The following is a 23,805-nucleotide window of genomic DNA, read 5'->3' as shown; positions in this document are numbered from 1 at the left end:
CGGGTGACGAGCCTCCGCGCCGCAGTCGCGATAGTGTTCCCACAACGTGTGACAGCGCCCACCGCTGGTGGTCGCATGGTTCACAATGGGTAGCACAGCACGGTCCCGGCGCACCGGGACCCCACCATCAGGAGGTTCCGTGGACGAGAACATCGTACGGTCGTCGCCGCTGTTCGCTGCGCTCGACGAGGACGGCAAGCAGGCCGTGCTGGCGTCGATGAAGCAGGAGGACTACCACCGCAGCGCCATCATCTTCCGCGAGGGCGATCCCGGTGACCGGCTCTTCATCATCGGCTCGGGCAAGGTCAAGGTCGGGCACGCCTCGGGCGACGGCCGCGAGAACCTGCTGGCCGTGCTCGGCCCGGGCGAGACCCTCGGCGAGCTGTCGCTCTTCGATCCGGCGCCGCGCAACGCGACCGCCACCGTCGTCGCCGAGTCCACCCTGTACTCGCTCTCGCAGCAGGACCTCTACCGGGTCCTCGCGCAGCGTCCCGAGGTGGGCCGCCACCTGCTGGCCTCGCTCGCCCGTCGCCTGCGCAAGACCAACGAGTCCCTCGCGGACCTGGTCTTCGCGGACGTCCCCGGCCGCGTCGCCAAGAACGTCCTCGACCTCGCCCAGCGCTTCGGTCGCCAGACCGACGACGGCGTGATGGTCGCCCACGGTCTCACCCAGGAGGAGCTGGCCCAGCTGGTCGGCGCCTCCCGCGAGACCGTCAACAAGGCCCTTGCGGACTTCGCCTCGCGCGGCTGGATCCGGCTCGAGGCCCGTGCGGTGCTCATCGTGGACGTCGAGCGTCTGCGCCGCCGCGCCCGCTGACCCGCTCTCTCCAGCCCTCCTGGCCGCCGAGCGCGCCGCCTCCCCTCGGGGTGGCGGCGCGTTCGGCGTTGTCAGTCCTGTTCGGAGAGGTGGGCGAGGCTCGCGCGGAGGTTCTGCAGCGCGGCGTCGCGGAGCCCCTCGGGCAGCTCCGGCCCGTAGACGGCGCGCAGCAGCCGGTCGAGAGTCAGGGCCCCGGCCTCGCGGGCGCGGCGCACCTGGTCGAGCCGCTCGAGGCGGTGGGTGATGGCCGCTTCGATCACCTCGAGTGCGGTGAGCGGGTCGAGCACGGGCTCGCCGTGTCCCGGGTGGAGGGAGCCGATGCGGCCGTCCTGCGCCATGGCCCGCAGGATTGCGAGGGACTGCAGGTGATCGGCGACGGAGCCCCCGTCCTCGAGCAGGATGACCGTCGAGGAGCCGCCCAGGAGCGTGTCGCCCGTCAGCAGTCGGCCGCCGTCGGCGAGCACCCCCACCGAGTCGGAGGTGTGTCCGGGCAGGTGGATGACATGACCGGCCACGCCGTTCTCGCCCTCGAGGGTCGCGGGCACGGGGCGGGATCCGGGGACCGCCTGCTGGTCGGCGGCCCACAGCGGCACCTCGAGACCGCTGCGGGCGGCGAGCTGGCGGGCGAGGGTCGCGGCGCCCGCGGTGTGGTCGAGATGCCGATGGGTGACGAGCACGCCGCGGGGCCGGGTGTCCGTCCCGCAGAGGCGCAGCAGTCCGGCGAGATGCCCGGGATCCCGGGGGCCGGGGTCGACCACCCAGATCTCGTCCCCGTCGCGCAGCACATAGCTGTTGGTGCCGCTGAGGGTCATCGGGCCGGGGTTGTCCGCCCGCAGCTCGAGCAGTTCCACCCCCGGCGCCTCCGGGTCGCGGTCCAGCGGCTCCTCGGTCATCGGGTCCTCAGTCGGCGGGGGCGATCTCGACCAGCAGGTCGAGCTCGACCGGGGCATCGAGCGGCAGCACCGCGACGCCGACAGCCGCGCGCGCATGGCGCCCGACCTCGCCGAAGACCTGGCCCAGCAGCTCGCTGGCCCCATTGATCACGGCCGGCTGCCCGGAGAAGGCGGGATCCGAGGCGACGTAACCGGTGACCTTGACGATCCGCACGATGCGGTCGAGATCGCCGATCTCCGCCTCGATCGCGGCGAGGGCGTTGAGACAGCAGGCCGCGGCGAGGCGCGCGGCGGCCTCGGGAGTCACCTCGGCGCCGACCTTTCCGGTCAGCGGCAGGGCACCTTTGACGAAGGGCAGCTGGCCGGAGGTCTGGACGAGCGAGCCGGTGACGATCGCGGGGACGTAGGCCGCGACGGGGGCCGCGACCTCCGGCAGGGGCAGGTTCAGCTGGGCCAGGCGCGCCCGGATCCGGGATCCGGCGGGCGCGGACTGCTCGGTGGCCGCCATCTGCTCAGCCCTCGGACGCCGCGGCGAGCGGGCGCTTGAGGTAGGCGACGAGCGACTCGGGGTTCGGGCCGGGGACGACCTGCACCAGCTCCCATCCCTCCCCGCCGTAGTTGTCGAGGATCTGCTTGGTCGCATGGATCAGCAGCGGGACGGTCAGGTACTCCCAGCGGGTCAGGGTGCTCATGGGGCGAGCCTACCGGCGCGGGGCCGCTCCGGGCAGGTCAGCCCCCGATCCCTCTCGGGATCCGCGCCGCACGTGCCCGCTCTCCCGCCGCTCAGCCGCCGACGGCGTGCTGGGAGACCTGGTGCAGCACCCGGCTCCAGTCGGTGACCTCGGGATGGCGGCGCAGCAGGCGCCGCCGCTCGCGCTCGGTCATCCCGCCCCACACCCCGAAGTCCACGCGGTTGTTCAGGGCATCGGCCAGGCACTCCCGCTGCACCGGGCAGGCGCCGCACGCGGCCTTGACGGCATGCTGCTCCGCGCCCTGCACGAAGAATCCGTCGGGGTCCATGCTCGCGCAGGCTCCCCGCGTCGCCCAGCTCGAGTCCGCGGCGCTCGCGCTCGAGATCGCCTCGATCGTCATCGTCATCCCCTTCCTCGGATCGTCGTTGATCCGTTCACACGGCCACTGTAAGGAGACCTTCGCCACAGGACAAATCAGATCGTCACCTGTACAGAAACCTGTCCCTCGGCGCGCCGGGCTGCACCTCCCGGCGATCCGCCCGGGACCTGCCCACGGGAATCCTGCGGACCACCTCCCGTCACGACCCGCAGCGGCCCGCGGACGGTGAGGTTTCGTGAAGATCGCCGCGCTCCCGGCCCGCCTCATGGCCCGTCGCGGCGGGCCGCCGTAGGGTGGGACCATGGCCCGCACTCCGTCCAGCTCCGCCCCCGGGCGCTCCCTGCCCGTCGCCCTCCTGCAGACGCTGTACCTGCTCCTGGGCGTGATCGCCGTGTCCATCCTCGGCGGGGTGCTCCTTGCCGGCTTCTTCCTGCCGGCGGTCTCCGCCACCTCGGCGGTCGCGGAGGACGGCGTGGACCTCTTCGAGTCCTACCCCACGGAGCTCGAGGTCGAGCCGCTGAACGAGGCGAGCCGCATCGAGGCGGCGGACGGCTCGCTGCTGGCCACCTTCTACACCGAGAACCGCATCATGGTCCCCCTCGAGGAGATCTCGCCGTACATGCAGCAAGCGGTGGTCGCGGTCGAGGACCGCCGCTTCTACGAGCACGGCGGCATCGACCCCAAGGGCACCGTGCGCGCCCTCCTGTCCAACGCGGCCGGCGGCGCCACCCAGGGCGGCTCGACCCTCACCCAGCAGTACGTCAAGAACGCTCTGCTGATGGATGCCGTACAGCGCGGCGACCAGGAGGACCAGGCGGCGGCCACCGAGCAGACCTACGGCCGCAAGCTGCGCGAGGCGAAGCTGGCGATCTCCCTCGAGAAGCAGTGGTCCAAGGACGAGATCCTCAACGCCTATCTCAACGTGGCGCAGTTCGGCCCCTCGCAGTACGGCGTCGAGACCGGCGCCCAGCACTACTTCTCCAAGAGCGCGAAGGACCTCAACCCCGGCGAGGCGGCGCTGCTCGCGGGCATCACCAACGGTCCGAACCAGTACGACCCCGTCGGTCGCCCCGAGGCGGGCGAGAAGCGGCGCAACGAGGTGCTCGGGGACATGCTCCGCGAGGGCTACATCACCCAGGCGGAGTACGACCAGTACACCGCCCAGCCGGTCGAGGAGATGCTCACCATCAAGAACGTGCGCGCCGGCTGCGCGGACGCGAAGGGCTCCGGCTTCTTCTGCGACTACGTGACCCGCACGCTGCTGAACGATCCCGAGTTCGCACCGACCTACGAGGAGCGCCGCAAGCTGCTCTACGGCGGCGGGCTCACGATCCGGACCACCCTGGACCCGGCCAAGCAGGCTGCCGCCGAGGAGATCCTGCAGCGCCGCGTGCCCGGCGACTCCGAGAGCGGCTTCGGCCACTCGATCGTCACCGTCGAGCCGGGCTCCGGCAAGATCCTCACGATGGCCGAGAACCGCGTGTTCAACCCCTATCAGGAGGTCGGACCGGGCGAGACGGCGATCAACTACAACGTGCCGCAGGACCTCGGCGGCAGCAGCGGCTTCCCGGTCGGCTCGACCTTCAAGCCCTTCGTGCTGCTGGAGTGGCTCAAGACCGGCCACGGGCTGATGGACCGCGTGGGCACGGCCCGGGAGCCGATGACGACCTTCCCCGCCCAGTGCCTGAGCGGGGGTGCCTGGCGCGAGCGCGAGGGCTACAACCCGGACAACGCGGTGTCGGTGCGGCTCGCCCCGATGGAGACCGTCCTGAACGCGACCAAGTTCTCCGTGAACACGAGCTACGCGAACATGGCCCGCCAGCTCGATCTGTGCGACATCGCCGAGGGCGCCCGGGACATCGGCGTGGTCCCGGCCACCTACAACCCCTATGACCCGACCACCTGGGACATGCCGATCGAGGAGATGTACAGCACCGAGCTGGCGCCCTCCGTGGTCGTCCTCGGCGAGCTGCGCATCTCGGCGCTCGACATGGCGGCGGCCTATGCGGTGTTCGCCGCGGACGGCACCTACTGCAAGCCGCAGGCCATCACCGAGGTCGTCGACCGGACCGGCGAGGCCATGCCGATCACCGGCGCGGCCTGCCACCAGGCGGTCGACAAGGACGTGGCCGACGCGATGGCCTGGACCCTGCAGCAGGACCTCGAGGATCCCCGCGCCACCGGCCGCGGCAAGACCATCCCCGGCCACCCGGCGGGCGGCAAGACCGGCACCTCGGGCTCGCAGTTCCACACCTGGTACGTCGGCTTCACCCGTCAGATGTCCACCGCCGTGTGGTTCGGCCATCCGCAGGCGAACATCCGCCCCCAGGGCTTCGCGGTCGACGGCCAGATGCTCCGCCGCGGCAGCGTCTGGGGCAACACCGTCTCCCTGCCCACCTGGCAGGAGTACATGATCCGCGTGCACGAGGGCCTGCCCAGCGAAGCCCTCCCCGCTCAGCCCGCCATGACGAACACGCAGGCCTCCCAGAGCGTGCAGCCCGGCACGGTGCCGGACGTCTCGGGGATGGTGCTCTCCGAGGCGCAGTCCGCGCTCGAGGCGGCCGGCTACACCGTCGAGGTGCAGCGCGAGGCGTCGGACTCCGTGGGGCAGTGGTACGTGATCGGCACCGATCCGGCTCCCGGCACCTCGCTTCCCGAGGGGCAGACCGTCGTCATCCGCCAGTCCTCCGGGCGCGGCTGAGATGCGCGCAGTCCCCACCGCCCTGGCCGCCGCCGGGGCCGTCGGGCTGGGCGTCGGCGCCGCGGCGCACGTCTGGGCGCGGCACGTCGAGATCCACCGCTTCACCCTGCGCGAGGCGGAGCTGCGGATCCTCCCGCCGGGCGCCCGCACGCTGCGGGTCCTGCATCTGAGCGACGTCCATCTGGTCCCGGACCAGGAGCGCAAGATCGCCTTCCTGCGCCACCTGGGGACCCTGCGGCCGCACCTGGTGATCGACACCGGCGACAACATCGCCTCCGCCGCCGCAGTGCCGGTGCTCGCCGAGGCGCTCGCCCCCCTGCTCGAGCGCCCGGGGGCCTTCGTCATGGGCTCGAACGACATGTTCGCGCCCGGGCCGAAGAACCCGCTGCGCTACTTCCTGCCCGATCCCCGTCCCGAGGGGATGACCGAGCGCACCGACCGCGATCTGCCGACGGAGGAGCTGGCCGCGGCGCTCTCCGCCCACGGCTGGGAGGACCTCACGAACCGTCGCGCAGCGATCGAGCTCGGCGGGCTCGAGGTGCGGCTCGTCGGCGTCGACGACCCCCACCTGGAGCGGGACGAGATGCCCGCCCCGGAGCGGCCGGATCGCCCGCTGCCGTCGCACGGGAATGTGCTGCGCCTCGGCGTGGCCCACGCCCCGTACCGGAGGGTGCTCGACGCCTTCACGGCCGACGGCGCGGACCTGATCCTGGCCGGGCACACCCACGGCGGGCAGCTGCGTCTGCCCGGCATCGGGGCCCTCGTGACCAACTGCGATCTGCCCCGGTCCCAGGCGCGCGGCCTCTCCTCCTGGCGGGGCGTGGCGCTCAACGTCAGCGCGGGGCTCGGGGCGAGCCCGTACTCGAACTACCGCCTGTTCACGCCGCCGGAGGCGACCTTGCTCACGTTGCGGTCGCCGAAGCCCGGAACGGGCGCGTGAGCATCCCGGGCGACTGCTAAGGTTTCTCCTCGGTGAGCCGCTCACGCGGCCCGCTGTAGTACCGCAGGACTTCCGGGGTGTGGCGCAGCTTGGTAGCGCGCCTCGTTCGGGACGAGGAGGTCGCAGGTTCAAATCCTGTCACCCCGACCGGAGAGATGAAGGGCCGTGGAGCGTCATGTGACGCGCCACGGCCCTTCTCGTCATCCACCCCCATGTACCCGTCGGCGCGCACTGGACATGGCGGAGAAATCGCCCACAGCAAGGGCGCGCACCCTGGCGTGCACCCTCGCGAATTACACAGCTGTAGTTACCACGCCGATGTCCGAAATGCGAGAGCGACACAACGATTTGTCACCTCTTTGTGCAAAATCTTCGCAAAGGGCACCCATCATGCGTCCCAAGTCCCTGGTCACCCGCACATTCCCTCCACATACAGTGAGCGGCGGTGCCGCCAGTGGTGGGGCACCCGCCGTGCCGCCGCCTTCCCGTCACCGGTCCGGACGCTTCCTCCACTTCCCCTCGGTGACGGGCGCAGCTCCCCCGCCCGATCTCGGGCGACTTCTGCGCGGCGACGGAGAGAGGCACACTCCATGTTCCGGACCGCCCCACGACGCACCCACCGGGCACCCGGCCGGGCCGTCATCGACTACCGCGGGCTGGTGGCCCCGGTCGGCAAGGGAGTCGGAGGTGTCGCCGCCCTCGGCGCCGTCTCCGCGACTGCCGTGCTCGCCGGTGCGGAGGCCGCCACCGCGCAGGCCCCCGCCCCTGCCGCCCCGATCGCCGCTCCGGCCGCGGGCTCGGCTCCGGCCGCCGCGACCGCCCCCGCCGCCTCGCCCTACGCGAACGTCAAGCTCCGCCTCGGCTCCCGCGGCGATGCCGTCGAGGACCTCCAGCAGCGCCTGCGCGATCGCGGCGAGTCGATCTCGGTCGACGGCAAGTTCGGTCCCGCGACCCTGCGGGCCGTGAAGAGCCAGCAGAGCGCCGCCGGCATCGGCGTGGACGGCGTCGTGGGCCCGAAGACCTGGAGCGCCCTCGCCGGCGGGAGCACGAGCGCCCCCGCCACCGGCGCCTCCGGCTCCTCCTCCTCGCAGCCGAAGCTGCGCAGCGGCTCGCGCGGCGACGCCGTGCGCACCCTGCAGCAGCAGCTGAACGCCTCGGGCGCGTCGCTCACCGTGGACGGCAAGTTCGGCCCCGCGACCCTCAAGGCCGTGCGGAACCTGCAGGCCTCGGCGGGGATCGGTGTGGACGGCGTGGTGGGTCCGAAGACCTGGAACGCTCTCAGCTCGGGCCAGCGCATCACCGAGACCGCGAGCCGCGACTCCGATCGCGACTCGGCGCCCTCCTCGAGCTCGGGCTCCTCGAGCTCCGGCTCCTCGTCGAGCTCCTTCGACGGCGCGGCGATCGTCTCCGCCGCCCGCTCGCAGATCGGCGTCGGCTACACGTGGGGCGGCAGCTCCCCGTCGAGCGGCTTCGACTGCTCGGGCCTGATCCACTACGCCTACAACCAGGCCGGCGTGGACATCTCGCGCAAGACCGCCAAGGGCTACACCTTCGGCGGGCGGATCATCTCGCAGTCCGAGGCGAAGCCCGGCGACCTCGTCGCCTTCACCGCGGGCAACTACGGGCACATCGGGATCTACGCGGGCAACGGCAAGATCATCGACGCCTCGAACTCGCGCCAGCGGGTCATGGAGCGGTCGATCTGGAACTCGCCGCACGTGTTCGTGACCTACCGCTGATCCCCGCGGAGGACTCCGGGTCGCAGCACCCGGTCCACGGCGACCTGCTCGACGCGTGAGCGTCACCGGGAAGGAGCAGGACCCGTGAGGAGGCCCGGTCGGCCCAGCACCGACCGGGCCTCCTGCTGTCCGCAGTCGATCGGGGAGTGGCTCTCCCCGCAACCGGGCCGGGCCCGGTGAGCCGGGCCGGTCGCGGGAGGCATCGGACGGGCCGCCTCGTGCGCGCACGCGGCTCCGCAGCCTCCGGCACGCGGCTCCGCGGGCACGGGCATCGTGGCAGACTGGGACACGATCCTCGGGGTGGGGCCGTTCGTCGTCTCCGCCCCGGATACACCGCCGACGCCGCAGTCCAGGAGTGCTCCATGCCGGATCCGATCGCCCTCGTCCCGCTCCCCCAGTCCGTCCTCTGGTCCGAGGGGGTCTGGGAGACGTCCGATCCCTGGGGCGAGCTGTCGGTGGGTCTGAGCGAGGACCTGCCGCGCACCGAGTACTCGCTGACCATCTCCCCCTCCGGGGCGAACCTGGCGGCGGGCAGCGAGGCCGCCCTCGCCGACGGCCGCAACACCTTCGCCCAGATCCTCACCGGCGCCGGCACCTCGATCCCCTGCGTGACGATCCACGACCACCCGCAGTACGCCTGGCGCGGCATGCACCTCGACGTGTCCCGGCACTTCCTGCCCGTCGGCGAGATCGAGACGCTGCTGGACGTCATGGCGCTGCACCGCTTGAACATCCTCCATCTGCACCTCACCGACGACCAGGGCTGGCGGCTCGAGATCCGCGGCTACCCGCGTCTGACCGAGGTCGGGGCCTGGCGCAGCCGCACCCTGAAGGGGCACATGAGTGGCGACGAGGAGTCGTGGGAGTTCGACGAGACCTCGCACGGCGGCTCCTACTCCCAGGACGAGATGCGCGGCCTCGTCGAATACGCGCGCCGCCGCGGGATCATGATCGTCCCCGAGGTGGACCTCCCGGGCCACATGCAGGCGGCGATCGCCGCCTACCCCGAGCTCGGCAACTTCCCCGAGCAGCGGCTCGGCGTGCGTGAGGTGTGGGGCATCTCCGACCACGTGCTCGGCGTCTCCGACACCGCCTTCGACTTCGTGCGTGACGTGCTCACCCAGGTCGCCGAGATCTTCCCGGCCCCCTACGTGCACATCGGCGGGGACGAGTGCCCGCGCACCGAGTGGGAGCGCTCCTCCGCTGCCCGCGCTCGGATGAACGAGTGGGGCCTCACCCGCGTCTCCGAGATCCAGGGCCGCTACACCCAGTTCGCCGCCGACGTCCTCGCCGAGCACGGCAAAAAGGTCATCGCCTGGGACGAGGTGCTCGAGAGCCACCTCCCGGACGACACCGTGATCATGAACTGGCGCCACGGCAACGGCCTCGCCACCGCGACCTCCCGCGGCTTCCGCACCATCATCGCGAACAACGAGCACACCTATTTCGACCACTACCAGGGCGACCCCGCCGACGAGCCGCTCGCCATCGGCGGGCACACCACGGTGAAGGACGTCTACACCGCGGAGTTCTCCCCGAAGAAGCTCACCGAGGACCAGGAGGGCCTGCTGATCGGCCTCCAGGGCCAGCTGTGGACCGAGTACATGCCCGATGCGGAGCACGTGCAGTACATGGCGTTCCCGCGCATGTGCGCCCTCGCCGAGCGGGCCTGGGGATCGCCGCGCCAGAGCTATGCCGAGTTCGAGGAGCGCCTGCGCGCGCACCTGCCGCGCCTGGACGCCTTCGGCGTGCGCTACCGCCCCCTGGACTGACATGCCCAGCTCGCACCACGACGCCCACCCCTACGGGCGCTCCTCCGACGATGTGCGCCGCCGCGACCAGCGGGTGCGGCGCATCCGCCGCCTGCGCCTGACGCAGCTGGTGTTCTTCTCCGTGGTCGCCCTCGCGCTCGTCGCCGTGGGCGCCTACGCCCTGCAGGAACTGCGCACCCCGCCCGCGGAACCCGGGGTGATCGCCGAGAAGACCTTCGGCACGGGGGCCGGCGAGGTCACCTGCCCGGAGCCCGGGGCACTCCCCCTGGAACCCGCGGACGTCCAGGTCACGGTGCTGAACGGCACCTCCCGCAGCGGCTTCGCGGGTCGTATCGCCGAGGATCTCACCGCCCGCGGCTACACGGTCGCCGAGACCGGGAACACCTCGAAGGCCGGGGCGCGCGCGACCATCGTGTACGGCCCGGAGGGCTATCTGGCGGCCCTGTCCGTGCAGGCGCAGGTGGGCGAGGCGGAGCTGCGCCTCGACGACCGCGAGGGCACCGCGGTGGACCTGCTGCTCGGCGAGGGCATCTCGAACCTCACCGAGGAGGCGGCGGCGAACGCGGCCCTCGCCGAACCGGCCGCGGCTCCGGAGGGCTGCGCGGCGGGCTGAGCGGGCGGCGGCACCGGAGGACTCTCAGTCCTCCCAGGCGCGGCGATCGGACTCGAGCCGCGAGCCGATCCACAGGGCCGCTCCCCCGCCGTACAGCAGGAGCATCACGATCGTCCCGAACACCACCGAGGTCGCCGGGGAGCTGGGCATGAGCCCCACCAGGAGGCTGTTGATCCCGGTGACCTCGGGGGACTCCGCTCCGGTGCCGATCTCCGGATCGACCTCGACCACGAAACTCGCCGAGGCCGGGACCCCGGCGCTGTCCTCCACGAAGTAGGTCACCGGGCTGGTGCGCCCGGTGAAGCCCTCCTCGGGGGTGAAGGTGATCGCCCCGTTCTCGTCGACCGTGTATACGCCCTCATCGGGCACCACCAGGCGCGTGCCGCGATGGTTCTCGAGCTCGGAGAGGTTGGTCGCCGAGAGCGAGCCGATCCGCAGGGTCGAGTTCTCGAGCGGGGCCGAGCCGCTGCCCGCGGTGTCGTTGCCGAGCACATCGAGGGTGACCGGGACGCCGGGCGCGGTGCGCTGCTCGTCATCGCGGAGGGTCGGGACCTCCTGGGCCACCGTCGCGGTCAGCGTCGCGGTGGTGGAGTTATCGGCGTAGGCGCTCTGCGCGGTGAGGCCGACGGGGCTCGCGACCCCGAGGAAACCCTCCTCCGGGGTCATCACCACCACCCGGCTGTCGAGGTCGATCCGCCAGCTGCCCTCGCCGGGGACCACGAGGGTCAGCCCGTCGGCGGAGAGCTCCGCCCCGTCGGGAACCTGGGCGGGATCGAAGCGGAGCGAGTCCGAGAGGATGTCCCGCACCCCGGCCCGCAGGTCGAACTGCAGATCGACACCGGGCACCTGGGCGAGGCTACGGTGGAGCATGACGGGATAGGCGGTGTAGAGCAGGGCGGTGTCGGCCACGGCTCCGGCCCCGTCGCTCCCGGTGATGCCCATGGGGGCGGTCTCGACCACGTCGGCGCTCTCGGGGCGGAAGCGCACCGTGGCCGTGTCCCGGTCGAGGGTCCAGGTGCCCTGCCCGGGCACCTCCACGCGCAGTCCGTCGGCCGAGGCGCGCGTCGCGGGCTCGCCCGGCAGCGGCACGAGCCGCAGGGTCGCGGGATCCACGAACTGCTGCCCCTCCCCCACCACGAACTGGATGTCCTCGCCGTACGGGGCGGACCAGTCGAGGTCGGAGATGATCGGGACGGTGAGGGTCACCTCGGACGAGCGGACCACCGCGCCCTCGGAGTCCTCGTCGACCACGCGCACCGGGTCGACCTGCCGTCCCAGCGGCGTGCCCGTCGGCGTGTGGGTGAGCACGGTGCCGTCGGCCGAGAGCTGCCAGGTGCCCTGGTCGGGGACGATCACCCGGCTGCCGTCGGCGACCGCGGCCGAGCCCTCGGGCAGCCCCGCGAGCTCGAGGCGCCGGGAGCCGCCCTCGGGGACGGGCTCGGTGAGGTCGAGGCTCACGGGGACGCCCGCGGAGCCGTGCATCGCGACCTGCTCGAGCGGGAGCATCTCCGGGGTCAGCACGAGCGGCAGGGAGCGGGTGTCGTGGAAGCCCGCGACGGTCAGGCCGACGGGGGTGCTCGGCCCGTCGACCCCGGCGAGCGGGGTGAAGACCAGGGACTGCTCGAGCAGGGTCCAGGTGCCCTCGCCGTCCACGGCGAGGCTGCGGCCGCCCTCGCCGAGGGTCATGAGGGCCCGCTCCGCCTCGGTGAGGTCCTGGGGGATGGAGAGCCGGGCGGAGGTCATGTCGACCTCGGGCTCCGCCGCGTCCTCGATCAGGGCGACCAGCGGGATGCGGGTGACGGCCCCGGCGACGATCTGCACGGTGCTGGTCGCGGCCGGGAACTCGAAGGGGCCGTCCTCGCCGAGTGCCGAGGCGGAGAGCGGGGCGGAGAGGACGAGCACGAGCGCGGCACCGAGGCAGGCGCCGCGCCGCGTCGCCCGACGCCACGGGCGGCACGGGACCGGTCGCGGCGTCGGCTCGAGCACCCGGCCAGCGTAGCAAGCCCGCCCCGGACGCCCACGGGGACGGCCTCCGCGCCCTAGAGTGGGACCATGGCCGAGCCGAGCTCCTCCGCGCCCATCAGCCCCCTCGACGAGGTCGTCGACGCCCCCGGGGAGGTTCTCCCGTTCCTCGACGCGACGGCGCTGCCGCCCCTCGACGAGCTGCTCGAGGAGCTCGCCGCGCAGCTCGCCGCCTGGATGCCGCGGCAGCGCTGGTATGCGCACAAGGGTGCGACGACGCCGACGGTCGCCGTGCGCGGGTGGGCGCCGCTCCGCGTCGCCCCGGACCATGCGGTGCTGCTCACGGTGGTCGTGGTGGGGCCGACGACGCCCGCCGACGCGGCTGCCGGGGTGGACGCGTCCGACGGGGCCACCGGGGCGGACCCGGACGCCGACGGTGCTCCGGGCGCGGCCGCGCACACCGCCCTCTACCAGGTGCCGCTGGTGCTCCGACCCGCCGCGTCGGCTCCCGCGGAGGAGGGTGCCGAGATCGCGGTGCTCGCCGTCCCGGGTGGGCCGCTGCGCTTCGACGACGCCCTGCGGGACGTGGACGGCCGTGCCGCTCTCGTGGCGACCCTGCTCTCCGGCGACGGCGCGCTCGGCGACTCCCTCGCGCTCACGGTGCGCCGACCCGATCCGGACGCCCCGCTGCCCTTCGGGCGCGCGATGACCTCGAGACTGCTCGCCGGCGAGCAGTCGAACACCTCGATGATCGTCGAGACCGAGGGCGCTCCGCCGCTGATCCTCAAACTGTTCCGTCTCCTGCAGCACGGCGAGAACCCGGACATCGTGCTCCAGGAGGCGCTCGCCCGGGCCGGCAGCACCCGCGTGCCCGCGCTGCGGGGCTCGGCCCGGCTGCGCTGCGGGGACCTGGTGGCCGATGCCCTCCTCGCCCAGGAGTTCCTGCCCGGGGTCGAGGACGCCTGGCGGGCCGCGCTGCGCTGGGCCGCGGCGGGCGAGGACGTCACCGACGCCATCGGGGCGCTCGGCGCGACGGTCGCGGAGGTGCACGCGGATCTCGCGCGCGCCCTCGGCACCGCCCCGGCCGATCCGTCGGCGCCCGCGGATCCCGCCCTGACCGCCGAGGTGGTCCGGACCCTGCGGGAGCGCCTGCGGACGGTCGCCGCCGAGCTGCCGCAGGTCGCGGAGCACGCCGCCGCGATCGGGGCGCTGCTCGACTCTGCGGCCGAGCAGCCGTGGCCCGCGCTGCAGCGGATCCACGGCGACCTGCACCTGGGACAGGTGCTGCTGGTCCCCGAGCGGGGCTGGGTGCTGCTGGACTTCGAGGGCGAGCCGCTGCGACCGCTCGTCGAGCGCTCCCGCCCGGACAGCCCCCTGCGGGACGTGGCGGGGATGCTGCGCAGCCTCGACTACGCCGCGGGCGCCGTGGCCCGCGACGCCCGCGCGGAGGGCGCCGATGGGGAGGGCGCCGATAGAGAGGGCGCCTATGCGGAGAGCGCCCCTGGGGAGAGCGCCCAGGCGACATCGGCCGAGGCCTGGGCGCTGCGGGCGAGGGAGGCCTTCCTCGCGGGCTACTCTCAGCAGTCGGGGACGGACCTGTCCGCCCCGTCACTCCGCGTGCTGCTCGCCGCGCTCGAGGCCGACAAGGCCGTCTACGAAGCGCTCTACGAGGCGCGGAACCGTCCCGACTGGCTGCCGATCCCGCTCACCGCGCTCGCGCGGATCAGCGCAGCGGCCGCGGCGGAGGGGTCAGCGGGCTGATCGGCGAGGGCGGGCTCGTCGTCGTGACCGGCGAGAGCGAGCCGGGCAGGAACGGGGCGCTGATGGCGCGCACGGCGACGCGCACCCCGACCACCAGGTCCAGCCGGTCGCCGGCCTCGTCGATCCAGCTCGCGCCGCGGCTCGCCGCGCCGTCCAGATCGCGGTGCCGGCGCATCCCGCGCAGGCTCGCGACGGAGTGGACCACCTCGACCAGGTCCTCGGTGTGCGCGTCCGCGGGCCGCGGGGCGCCGTGGGAGGCGAGGAGGGGGCTGACGTGGCAGAGGGTCCCCACCCCGTGCCAGGACTCCCCCGAGGAGCGGTCCCGCTGGGGGCGGCGGTCCTCGAAGGCGATCAGTTCCGGCTGCTCCTCGAGCAGGGCGGTGGTGACGGCCCCGAGCAGGTCGCGGATGCGTTCGTGGGTCTCGTCCTGGGTGGGGACGGTGTCCTGGCTCGCGGCGCGCAGGGCTGACATCCTCGTCCACCTCTCGCCCGACGTCCCCGGCGGGGACGTGCTTCCTGCTGGTCACCGCCCCGCAGGACGATCGGCGTCCAGGGTAGCGGGAGGGGCCGGGGAGTGCCGATGGGGAGAACTCCCCATGGCGCTCCCCGCCCGACTCATGCGTCGACGGGCACGAACTCCACGGGGGCGACCTGCGAGTAGCGGTCCTGCCGGATCGAGACGACGCCCACGCCGCCGATGAAGGGGGCGAGGGCCTGGGGGTTCTTGCCGGGGTTGGCGAGGATCACCTGGAACCCGAAGTGGCGGAAGGACTCCATCGCGGCGGTGATGAACTTGCCCGCGCCCTTGGAGAAGGCCTCGTCGATGATGATCGGGGCGTAGCGCGGGACCTCCTGGCCGGTGCCGGCGAGCTGGTAGCGCAGCGCCGCGGCGAGGCAGAAGGTGGTCAGGCGCTCGTTCTGGCCGCCGGAGAGCGGGCCGCCGGACTCGTGGGCATGGACCACCGTGCCCGCCGCGTCGACCTCCTCGGCGTGGAAGTGGACGTGACGGCGCACGTCGAGGATCACCCGGGAGACCTGGTCGTCGCGGGTCCGGGCCGCGCCGATCATGTCCATCAGGTGGCGCAGCGACTCGAAGCGCTCCTCGGCCAGCTCGCGGTCCCGGCTGATGTCGTTCAGCGCCGTGTCCGCGACGGCGCCCTCGAGGGCGCTGCGGAACTCGTCGAGCGCCGCCAGGTGCACCGGTCGCATCGACAGCTGCAGGTAGCGGCCGGCGTGGAACTCGACCTGGGCGAGCAGCGCGTTGATCCGCTGCAGGCGCTTGCGGATCTCGGCGGGCTCGCGCGCGATGGCGGTCGCGAGGGCCTGCACGTCCCCGAGGGTGTTGCCGGTGAAGAACTCGAAGAAGCGGTCCTCGACCTCGGGCAGCTTCTCCTCCTCGATGCCGCGCAGGATCTCGAGGTAGTCCCCCGCGGACTCGAGGCCCGGTGCGGTGTCCCCGGCCTGCGCGGGCCAGCGGCGGGAGAACTCGCGCATGGCGGTGCGGATGTCCTCCTCCGCCCGGGAGGTGCGCCGGGTCAGGGCCATCAGCTCGGCGTCGAGGGTCGCCGAGGCGTCCTTGGTGACCTGGTCGATGTTCGAGATGAGGAGCGTGGGCGCGATCGCGGCGAAGCGTCCGGCGAGTTCTTCCTCGACCTCCGGGGCGAGGCTCGACTCGGCGATCCGCTCGCGAGCGGCGGCGAGGCGCTCCGCGGCCCGATCGGCCTGCTCGCCGAGCTTGCCGGCCGAGCGCACCACCTCGAGCAGTTCCTCGTCGCTCTCGGCGATCGAGCGCTCGACCTCCTCGATCTGGCGGGCCAGCTCGGTCAGGGCGGCGGAGCCGTCCTCGGCCGCGCGGACCATGTCGCGCAGGTTCGCGACGCGCCGGGCGACGGAGGCGGCGTCGATGTCGTCCCAGGTGACGGCCGCGATGGCCTGGAGGGCGAAGAGCCGTTCCCGGCGCCGCTCGCGCTCGGCCTCGACGTCCTTGCGGCGGGCCTGCGCCTCGAAGAGGGCCTGTTCGGCGCGGGTGCGCTCCTGCTCGAAGACCGCCCGCTTCGCGCGGTTGTCGAAGCCGAGCACCCACTGGGAGCGGTCGTTGATCTGGCGGTCGGCGTTCTTCTCGTGCCGGGAGGCGGAGTGCTTGATCTGGCCCGAGCGGAGCACGGCCCGGTTCAGGCGGGTGAACTCCTCGAGCGTGTCCGCGCAGGTGTAGTCCATCCGCGCGGCGATCTCCCCGGTGAGCCAGGTGTGGAACTCGCCGTCCTTCACGTCGAGCTTCGCGGCGAGGGTGCGCGGATCGAGGCTGCGGGCGGGCCGGCGCAGGTCGGTGTTGACCCGGTTGTAGGAGATGCGGCGGCGCAGCTTGGTGCGGTCGATGACCGCGGCGACCTCGCGGTAGACCCGGTCGGGCACGAGGATCGAGCGCGCGAGGCCCCGCAGCGCCTGCTCGGCGGCGGCGGTCCACTCCTCCTCGCCGCTGCGCACCTGCAGCAGCTCGGCGGCGAAGGGCAGCTCGGTCGGGGCGATCCCGACCTCGGCGGCGATGTGGTCGCGCAGGGCGATGTCCTCGGAGTGGAGGTTCGAGGCGCGCGTGGTGAGGGAGGCGAGCTCCTCCTTGGTCCGGGCGAGTGCGGTGCTCAGCTCGCGGACCTGCGCCTCGGCCTCCCAGCGGGCCGTGTCGGCCCCCTTCTCCTCCTGGTCGAGCTGCTCGCGCAGGGTGGCGACCTCGCGCTGCAGGGCGAGGAACATATCCTCTCCCGCGGGGGTGCGCAGTTCGACGGTGGCGAGCTGCGCGGCGAACTCGGTGGCCCGCTCGCGGCGTCGCTCCCGCTCGACCTCGAGGCCGGCGATCTGCTGCTTCCAGTCGTCGATCTCGCCGCCGCCGGCGCGCTTGCGCTGCTCCTTGAGCTGGGCGAGGTCGCCGCGGGCCTCGGCGACGTCCTGGGTCAGCCGGCGCTGCTGGGCGCCGAGGGAGTCGCGCTCGAGCTGGAGGCGCCCGGACTCCTCCCCGAGCAGGCGCACCAGGTGGTGGGCGGCGAAGACGTCGATGTCCCCGCGGCGGTCCACGAGCTCCCCGCCGCGCTCGCGCATGGCGGTCCAGTCCTCGTGGGAGGTGCGCAGGCCGCGCAGCAGGTCACGCTGCTCCCGCGCGGTGACCAGCGCCTCGTGCACCTCGGAGAGGTTCTGGAAGTTGGCGAGGGCCTGGTCGGCGAGGTCGAAGGTGCGCGGCGCGTCGAGCATGTAGTCGCGCAGCAGGGCGTTGACGTCGCCGAGCTCCTTGGCGGACTGGATCTTGTGCAGCAGACCGAGCGCCTTCTCGTCGGGGATGCCGAGCAGCTGCGAGAAGGCGGCACGGTACTCGCGGAACTGGCGGAAGGTCTGGGTGCCGGGGTGGGCGGCCTCGAGCGCCTTGCCCTCGATCTGGGTGGAGACGAACTGGCGCAGGTCGGCGACATCCAGCGGGGTGCGGGCGACGACGTAGAGGCTCTTCACGTCGCTGTCGGCGCTGTGTCCGGCGTGGAGGAGCAGCAGGCGGGAGAGCTGGACGGTGCCGCCCTTCCCGTCCGAGTAACGCAGGGTGACGACGCTGAGGGTCGTGCGATCGCGCAGCACCTCCTGACTGAACTCGCCGGTGGCCTGGTCGTAGTGCATCGCCCAGGCGCCGCGCACATAGCTCGCCACGGTGCGGCGGTACTTCGACCGGGCGGGGCCGGCGTCGGAGGCGGCGGCGTTGAACTGCAGCGTGCGCGGAGGGGTGAGCAGCGCGCTGATCGCGTCCAGCAGCGTGGACTTGCCGGTGCCGGGGCCGCCGGTGAGGAAAAAGCCCTTGGGGGAGATCACGAGGTCGTGGGTGCCGTGGAAGGTGCCCCAGTTGGAGACCTGCACGTGGGTGAGCCGCCACTGCCCGGGATGCGGGTGGGCGGGGTCGGTCTGCACCTCGGCGGCCCCGGCCTCGGGGGCGGTCACACCGGGCAGGTCGAGGGTCGTCGCGTCGGTCTCCACCCGGGCAAGGGTAGTCGCTGCGCGGCCCTCAGCCCGCTCGACCCGGCGCGAGGCCGAGGTCGCGCGCCTGCGCGCGAGCCATGTGCACGAGATACGCCTCGCTCGGTGAGGATCACACCCCGCTCGAGGTCACCCTGCGCGCGGCGATGGAGGCCCTGCAGGAGCCCGCCCCCGCCCGATGAGCACGCGAGCTCCCGCCGGAGCGCGCCACACATGGTGACCAAGAAGTCATGTGCATCTCCGTTCCCCTCCGGGAACACCGCTGCACATGACCCGTCGGTAACCGGTGGGCTTCGGGGGTGGGGTGGGGTGGGCGGCCTCGGGGGTCGGGCGTGGTTCCCGATCAGCCTTCGGCACGCCCCACGCGCCAGTAGCCCATGAAGGAGACCTGCTTCCGATCCACCCCGAGCTCCTTGACGAGGTGACGCCGCAACGTGGTGATCACCTTCGCCTCCCCGGCGAGCCAGGCGTAGAACGGGCCCACGCCCTCGGTGGTCTCCCAGAGGATCACCGCGTCGGGGTCGACCTCCTCGAAGGCCTCCCCGGCCCGGGCCGGGCCCACCGAGCAGTCCTGACACAGCTCCGGCCGCTCCTCGAGGAGGGTCCGCACCGCGGGGTCCAGCAGCGTGCCGTGCGGGGCGTCGCCCCGGGCGAGCCACGAGATCTCGACGCCCGAGCGGGTGAGCACCCGCTGCGCGTCGTCCTCGTGCGGGACCTCGATCAGCGCGTGACCGGTGAAGCTCTCGGGCAGCGACTCGAGGATCGCGCAGATCGCGGGGAGCGCCGTCTCGTCCCCGGCGAGCAGCAGGCGCCGCGCGGTGCCGGGACGGAACTCGATGCCCGGGTAGTCCGGGGCGAGCAGGTGGCGGTTCGGGCCGAGCAGGGTGATCTCGTCGCCCACCTGGGCGGATGCGGCCCAGCGCGCCGCCACGCCGCGACCCGGGACCTCGGGCTGCTCGAGGTGCAGCACCATGTCGAGGTCGAGCTCGGGATCGGGGCCGAGGTTGCCCGGATGCCCCGCACCGCGCAGTTCGCGGATCGAGTAGGTGCGCATCCATCCGCGCTCGGCCGGCTCGACCTGCAGCCAGTCGCGGTACCAGCCGTCGAAGCGGTCGGGATCGGCGAGCGCCTCGGGGCGCAGCGCCGCGAAGAGGTCCGAGCGCGCCGCAGGCCCCGGGATGATCAGCTTCACGCGCAGGTCGAGCAGCGGCCCGTTCACCCCGAAGTGGCGCAGGTGCGGGCCGGTGAGGGTGAGCCGCACGAGATTCCGGCCCACCATGCGGCGGGCGCCGACGGTGAGCGGGAAGGCCAGCTGCGGACTCGCCTCGATCGCGGGCAGCAGCACGCTCTGCTGCTCCCCGCTCTGCTCCTCCGCGCCCTGCTCCTCCCCGCCCTCCGGGGCGGCGTCGGCACCGGGGGCGTCCTGGTCGGCGCGGTCCTGCGTGGCGGTGGCGGTGGTAGTCATGGTGCGCTCCTCGGGGTCGGAGTCGGGGGCGGTGACAGCGCCGCGGGCGAGCGGCAGCACCATCGGAGTGCCCGTGACGGGGTCGGGCGTGATCAGGGCGTCGAGCGCGAAGACTTCACGCACCATCGGCGCGGTGATCACCGCGCGCGGGCTGCCCTCGGAGTGGATCGCGCCGCCCGCGACGGCGACCAGGTGGTCGGCGTAGCGCGCGGCGAGGTTGAGGTCGTGCAGGACGATGCCCACGGTCGTGCCGCGCGTCCGGTTCAGTTCCCGGACCACGTCGAGCACCTCGAGCTGATGGGTCACGTCGAGGAAGGTGGTCGGCTCGTCGAGCAGGAGCACGTCGGTGCGCTGGGCGAGGGCCATGGCGATCCACACGCGCTGGCGCTGGCCGCCGGAGAGCTCGTCGAGCAGCCGTCCGGAGAGCTCGGCGGTGCGGGTCACCTCGAGGGCCTCGGCGACGGCCTGCTCGTCCTCCGTCGTCCACTGCGGGAACAGCCCCTGGTGGGGGTAGCGGCCGCGGGTGACGAGCTCGCGAACGGTCACACCGTCGGGGGGGATCGGCGACTGGGGCAGCAGGCCTAGCCGCCGGGCGAGGTCCTTGCCGCGGAGGGCGTGGATGTCGGCGCCGTCGAGCAGCACCTGTCCGCCGCGGGGCGGCAGCAGGCGCGAGAGCCCGCGCAGCAGGGTCGACTTCCCCGACCCGTTGGCGCCGACGATCATCGTCACCCGCCCCTCGGGCAGGGTGAGGTCGAGGTCCTCGACGATGACGCGGCGGTCGTAGGCGAGGTGGAGGGAGCGGGCGGTCAGCTGGGCCATGGGATCACCTTCCCGATCCGGCGGCGGAGCGCACGAGCATCCAGAGCAGGAACGGCGCTCCGAGCGCTCCCGTGATGACGCCGGCCGCGAGGTCGATACGGCCGAAGAGGTTCTGCCCGGCGACGTCGGCCGCGAGCACGAGCACCGCCCCGACGAGCGCCGCGAGCGGCACGCTGGGCCTCCCCGCGAGCATCCGGGCGATCGGCCCGGAGAGGAACGCAACGAAGGCGAGGGGTCCGGCGACCGCGACCGGCAGGGCGGAGAGCAGCACGCCGACGACGACCAGGGCGATGCGGGTCGCGGGGACCGGCAGGCCGAGGCTCGTGGCGGTGTCGTCGCCGAGCTGCAGGATCCGCAGTCGGCCGAGCAGCAGGGCGAGCAGCGGCACGAGCACGCAGAGGGCCCCGGCGAGCACCGCGAGGCGCGGCCAGGTGGCCCCGGAGAGCGAGCCGACGAGCCAGTGCATCGCATCTCCCGCTCGCTGCGTCGGCATGCGGCTGAGCAGGTACTGGATGAGCGCGGTGAGCGCGGCGGCCACGCCGATGCCGACGAGCACGAAGCGGTCGTCGACCGCCCCGGCCCCGCCGGCGCCCGCACCGCCGGCCCGGTGGGCGCGTGCGACCCACAGCACCAGCAGCGCGGTGGCGAGCCCGCCCAGCAGGGTCCACCAGAACAGGGTCAGGCCCTGCGCGTCGAGGACGGCGAGAGCGAACACTGCGGCGGCGGAGGAGCCGAGGCTCACCCCGATCACGTCGGGGCTCGCGAGCGGATTGCGCAGCAGGGTCTGGAAGACGGTGCCGGAGAGCCCGAAGGAGGCGCCGGCGAGCACGCCGACCAGCGCCGCCGGGAGCCGGTCGTCGAGCACGATGAAGGACACTCCGGGCACGTCCTCCCCGAGCAGCACCCGCACCGCGAGGTCGGCGTAGACGAAGGGGGTGCCCAGCAGCACGCGCGCCACGACCAGGACGAGCACGGCGGTGAGCAGTCCGGCGCCGAGCAGCAGGACGCGGCGCCGGGGCCGCGCGGCGGAGGCGGCGGCGGTCACAGCGAGACCCGCTTCCGGGTGCGGATCAGGAGCAGGAAGACGGGCACGCCCAGCAGCGCGGTCATCACGCCCACCTGCACCTCCGCGGGCGGGGCGATGACACGGCCGACGACATCGGCGAGCAGCAGCACCGTCGGCCCCGCGACCGCGCTGAGCGGCAGCAGCCGGCGGTGGTCGGAACCGACCACGAGACGGACCGCATGCGGGACGACGAGGCCGAGGAAGCCGATGGGGCCGGCGAGCGAGACCGCCGCCCCGACCAGGAGCACGATCCCGATCCCGAGGAGCACCCGCACCCGCCCGACGTGCACGCCGAGCCCGGTCGCGGCGTCGTCCCCCAGTGCGAGGGCGTTCAGCGAGCGGGCGCCGAGCAGCACGATCGCCGCGCCGAGCACCAGGACCGGGGTGACGGCGGCGAGGTCCCCGAGGTCGCGCGCGCCGAGCGTACCGACCTGCCACATGCGCATGCGGTCCAGCGCCCCCTGGTCCAGGAGCACGAGGCCGTGGACCACGGAGCCGAGTCCCGCGGTGACCGCGGCGCCCGCGATCGCGAGGGTCACGGGGGTCGCGCCGCTGCGGCTCGCGGCAGCGATCGCGTAGACGACGACGGCGGCGAGCGCGGCCCCGACGAAGCCGGCGACCATGAACTCGGCGACCCGGGAGATCGACAGCACGTAGACGGCGAGGGCCACCACGGCGGCGGCCCCGGCGTTCAGCCCCAGGATGCCGGGATCGGCGAGGGGGTTGCGGGTCATGCCCTGCAGGGCGGCGCCGGCCAGGGCCAGGGCGACGCCGACCGCGAGGCCGGTGAGGGTGCGCTGGAGGCGCGAGAGCACCACCGCATGGTCAGCACTGTCCGCGTCGAAGGCGACGAGGGCCTGCCAGGCCGCGCCCGGCGGCATGGAGCGCGCCCCGACCAGGAGCGACAGCGCGCACGCGATCGCCAGCAGCACGAGGCAGCCGGCGATCGCGAGTGCGGTGGCGCGAGAGGGCACAGGCTCAGGCCCGTGCGGTCTTCGCGGCCTCGACCACGGAGGGGACGACGTTCTCGAGCGCCCACGGGATGCTCAGGGCGCTCGCCGCGGAGACCGACAGGGTCTGGTGGTCGTCGGCCGTGAGCACCAGCGCGCCGGAGGCGACCGCGGGGATGGTGGAGAAGAGCGAGTCCTGCTGGAAGGTCTCGACGGTGTCGCCGGCGGCGGCCCAGGTGTAGAAGACGTCGGAGACGAGCTCGTCGGCGCGCTCGGCGGACCACTCGAAGTAGAAGGTGCTCTCGTCGGCGGTGTTCTCGGTGACCACCTCGGCCTGGGTCATGCCGAGCGCCGTGAAGAAGCGGGGGCGGGTGTCCTCACCCGAGTAGATCGAGATCAGGTGGTCGGACAGCGAGAGGTTGCCGGCGATGAAGGTCGAGTCGGCGACCTCCGGGTTCTCCTCGCCGACGGCCGCGAGATCAGCGGTGAGCTGGTCGACGAGCGCGCTGGCCTCCTCGCTGCGGCCGGTCGCGGTGCCGACGGCGGTGAGGACGTCCTCCCAGGAGGCGGTGTAGTTCGCCGCGAGGGGGCCGATGGTGGGGGCGATCTTGGAGAGGGTCGCGTACTCCTCCTCGGTGAGGCCCGAGTAGGCGGCGACGATGAGGTCGGGGGTGAGCGCGGCGATCTCGTCGGTGTTGACGCCGTCGGCCTCGGAGTACGTGGTGGGAGCGTTCTCGCCGCCCCAGGCGGCGCCCAGCTCCTCGAGCTTCGCGTCGTTCCAGTCGGTGGAGGAGTTGGCGTTGCCGCCCCACTCGACCAGCGGCAGGCCGACGGGGACGATGCCCAGCGCCAGGACGGTGTCGCCGTTGACCCAGGAGACGGTCGCGATGCGGGTCGGCGCCGCGGCGATCTCGGTGGTCCCGTAGAGGTGCTCGACCGTCACGGGGAAGGCGCCGCTCGCGGCGGAGCCCGCATCGGACCCTGCATCGGACGCAGTGGAGCCGGTGCCGGTGGCGGTGCCGTCGGGGCTGCAGGCGGCGAGCGCGGGCAGGGCGAGAGCGGTGAGCACCACGGAGCGGCGCGAGAGGGACGGGGTCATGGCTGTCCTTGTCGACGGACCCCCGGGAGCGGGGGTGAGGCGAGCCTGACCTTATTACGCGCGAACGACGTTGCTCAATTGCTGGGCGCCGATGCGGCGCGGATCACGTCGGCGACGGCGCGCCGCGGCGGGTGA

The 23,805-nt window shown here is 73.1% G+C and carries 18 protein-coding genes and 1 tRNA gene; 8 read left to right on the top strand and 11 right to left on the bottom strand.

Annotation, left to right across the window (positions count from 1 at the left end; genetic code table 11):
• Positions 1 to 139: 139 nt before the first annotated feature.
• Positions 140 to 817, top strand: coding sequence for a Crp/Fnr family transcriptional regulator (locus V1260_RS08710; protein ID WP_015776602.1), 678 nt, complete (start codon positions 140 to 142; stop codon positions 815 to 817).
• A gap of 71 nt (positions 818 to 888) precedes the next feature.
• Here V1260_RS08710 and V1260_RS08705 read toward each other — a convergent pair whose 3' ends face one another.
• From V1260_RS08705 to V1260_RS08690, 4 genes are all read right to left on the bottom strand, one after another.
• On the bottom strand, positions 889 to 1,710 hold the full coding sequence (locus V1260_RS08705) for an MBL fold metallo-hydrolase (protein WP_329746420.1): 822 nt from the start codon (positions 1,708 to 1,710) through the stop codon (positions 889 to 891).
• 7 nt (positions 1,711 to 1,717) lie between these two features.
• Positions 1,718 to 2,218, bottom strand: coding sequence for a RidA family protein (locus V1260_RS08700; protein ID WP_329746419.1), 501 nt, complete (start codon positions 2,216 to 2,218; stop codon positions 1,718 to 1,720).
• A 4-nt stretch (positions 2,219 to 2,222) separates the two neighbouring features.
• Positions 2,223 to 2,402, bottom strand: coding sequence for a DUF4177 domain-containing protein (locus V1260_RS08695; protein ID WP_442878144.1), 180 nt, complete (start codon positions 2,400 to 2,402; stop codon positions 2,223 to 2,225).
• A gap of 91 nt (positions 2,403 to 2,493) precedes the next feature.
• Complete coding sequence (locus V1260_RS08690; protein ID WP_442878143.1) at positions 2,494 to 2,808, bottom strand: WhiB family transcriptional regulator; 315 nt, start codon at positions 2,806 to 2,808, stop codon at positions 2,494 to 2,496.
• Positions 2,809 to 3,082: 274 nt separating this feature from the next.
• Here V1260_RS08690 and V1260_RS08685 point away from each other — a divergent pair, with 274 nt between their 5' ends.
• The 6 genes from V1260_RS08685 to V1260_RS08660 all read left to right on the top strand — a co-directional run bounded on the left by V1260_RS08685 (position 3,083) and on the right by V1260_RS08660 (position 10,546).
• On the top strand, positions 3,083 to 5,482 hold the full coding sequence (locus V1260_RS08685; protein WP_329746418.1) for a penicillin-binding protein: 2,400 nt from the start codon (positions 3,083 to 3,085) through the stop codon (positions 5,480 to 5,482).
• Between the two features lies 1 nt (position 5,483).
• Complete coding sequence (locus V1260_RS08680) at positions 5,484 to 6,422, top strand: metallophosphoesterase (protein ID WP_329746417.1); 939 nt, start codon at positions 5,484 to 5,486, stop codon at positions 6,420 to 6,422.
• A 73-nt stretch (positions 6,423 to 6,495) separates the two neighbouring features.
• Positions 6,496 to 6,569, top strand: a tRNA-Pro gene (locus tag V1260_RS08675).
• 443 nt (positions 6,570 to 7,012) lie between these two features.
• The gene (locus V1260_RS08670; RefSeq protein WP_329746416.1) at positions 7,013 to 8,161 is read left to right on the top strand and encodes a C40 family peptidase; all 1,149 of its coding nucleotides are present in this window, start codon (positions 7,013 to 7,015) and stop codon (positions 8,159 to 8,161) included.
• A gap of 362 nt (positions 8,162 to 8,523) precedes the next feature.
• Positions 8,524 to 9,933, top strand: a complete 1,410-nt coding sequence (locus V1260_RS08665) for a beta-N-acetylhexosaminidase (RefSeq protein WP_329746415.1) — start codon at positions 8,524 to 8,526, stop codon at positions 9,931 to 9,933.
• A 1-nt stretch (position 9,934) separates the two neighbouring features.
• On the top strand, positions 9,935 to 10,546 hold the full coding sequence (locus V1260_RS08660) for a LytR C-terminal domain-containing protein (protein WP_329746414.1): 612 nt from the start codon (positions 9,935 to 9,937) through the stop codon (positions 10,544 to 10,546).
• A gap of 24 nt (positions 10,547 to 10,570) precedes the next feature.
• Here V1260_RS08660 and V1260_RS08655 read toward each other — a convergent pair whose 3' ends face one another.
• Complete coding sequence (locus V1260_RS08655) at positions 10,571 to 12,532, bottom strand: Ig-like domain-containing protein (protein WP_329746413.1); 1,962 nt, start codon at positions 12,530 to 12,532, stop codon at positions 10,571 to 10,573.
• Between the two features lie 66 nt (positions 12,533 to 12,598).
• Here V1260_RS08655 and V1260_RS08650 point away from each other — a divergent pair, with 66 nt between their 5' ends.
• A complete protein-coding gene (locus V1260_RS08650; RefSeq protein ID WP_329746412.1) occupies positions 12,599 to 14,269 on the top strand; it encodes a maltokinase N-terminal cap-like domain-containing protein in 1,671 nt (556 codons plus the stop codon).
• On the opposite strand, the gene V1260_RS08645 is transcribed toward V1260_RS08650, so the two are convergent.
• The 6 genes from V1260_RS08645 to V1260_RS08620 all read right to left on the bottom strand — a co-directional run bounded on the left by V1260_RS08645 (position 14,232) and on the right by V1260_RS08620 (position 23,670).
• The gene (locus V1260_RS08645; protein ID WP_329746411.1) at positions 14,232 to 14,741 is read right to left on the bottom strand and encodes a hypothetical protein; all 510 of its coding nucleotides are present in this window, start codon (positions 14,739 to 14,741) and stop codon (positions 14,232 to 14,234) included. The two genes, V1260_RS08650 and V1260_RS08645, sit on opposite strands and share 38 nt — an antisense overlap.
• Before the next feature lie 143 nt (positions 14,742 to 14,884).
• On the bottom strand, positions 14,885 to 18,271 hold the full coding sequence (locus tag V1260_RS08640) for an ATP-binding protein (protein ID WP_329746410.1): 3,387 nt from the start codon (positions 18,269 to 18,271) through the stop codon (positions 14,885 to 14,887).
• 343 nt (positions 18,272 to 18,614) lie between these two features.
• Positions 18,615 to 20,555 carry an SIP domain-containing protein gene (locus V1260_RS08635; protein WP_329746409.1) on the bottom strand — a complete coding sequence of 647 codons (1,941 nt, stop codon included), beginning with the start codon at positions 20,553 to 20,555 and terminating at the stop codon, positions 18,615 to 18,617.
• Positions 20,556 to 20,559: 4 nt separating this feature from the next.
• Complete coding sequence (locus V1260_RS08630) at positions 20,560 to 21,600, bottom strand: FecCD family ABC transporter permease (RefSeq protein WP_329746408.1); 1,041 nt, start codon at positions 21,598 to 21,600, stop codon at positions 20,560 to 20,562.
• The gene (locus V1260_RS08625) at positions 21,597 to 22,595 is read right to left on the bottom strand and encodes a FecCD family ABC transporter permease (protein ID WP_329746407.1); all 999 of its coding nucleotides are present in this window, start codon (positions 22,593 to 22,595) and stop codon (positions 21,597 to 21,599) included. Before V1260_RS08625 ends, V1260_RS08630 begins: the two co-directional genes overlap by 4 nt.
• Positions 22,596 to 22,599: 4 nt before the next feature.
• Positions 22,600 to 23,670, bottom strand: a complete 1,071-nt coding sequence (locus V1260_RS08620; RefSeq protein ID WP_329746406.1) for an ABC transporter substrate-binding protein — start codon at positions 23,668 to 23,670, stop codon at positions 22,600 to 22,602.
• Between the last annotated feature and the right edge of the window lie 135 nt (positions 23,671 to 23,805).

The organism is Brachybacterium sp. J144, assembly GCF_036321705.1.
Classification (GTDB): Bacteria; Actinomycetota; Actinomycetes; order Actinomycetales; family Dermabacteraceae; genus Brachybacterium.
This window is presented reverse-complemented; position numbering and strand designations above follow the sequence as displayed.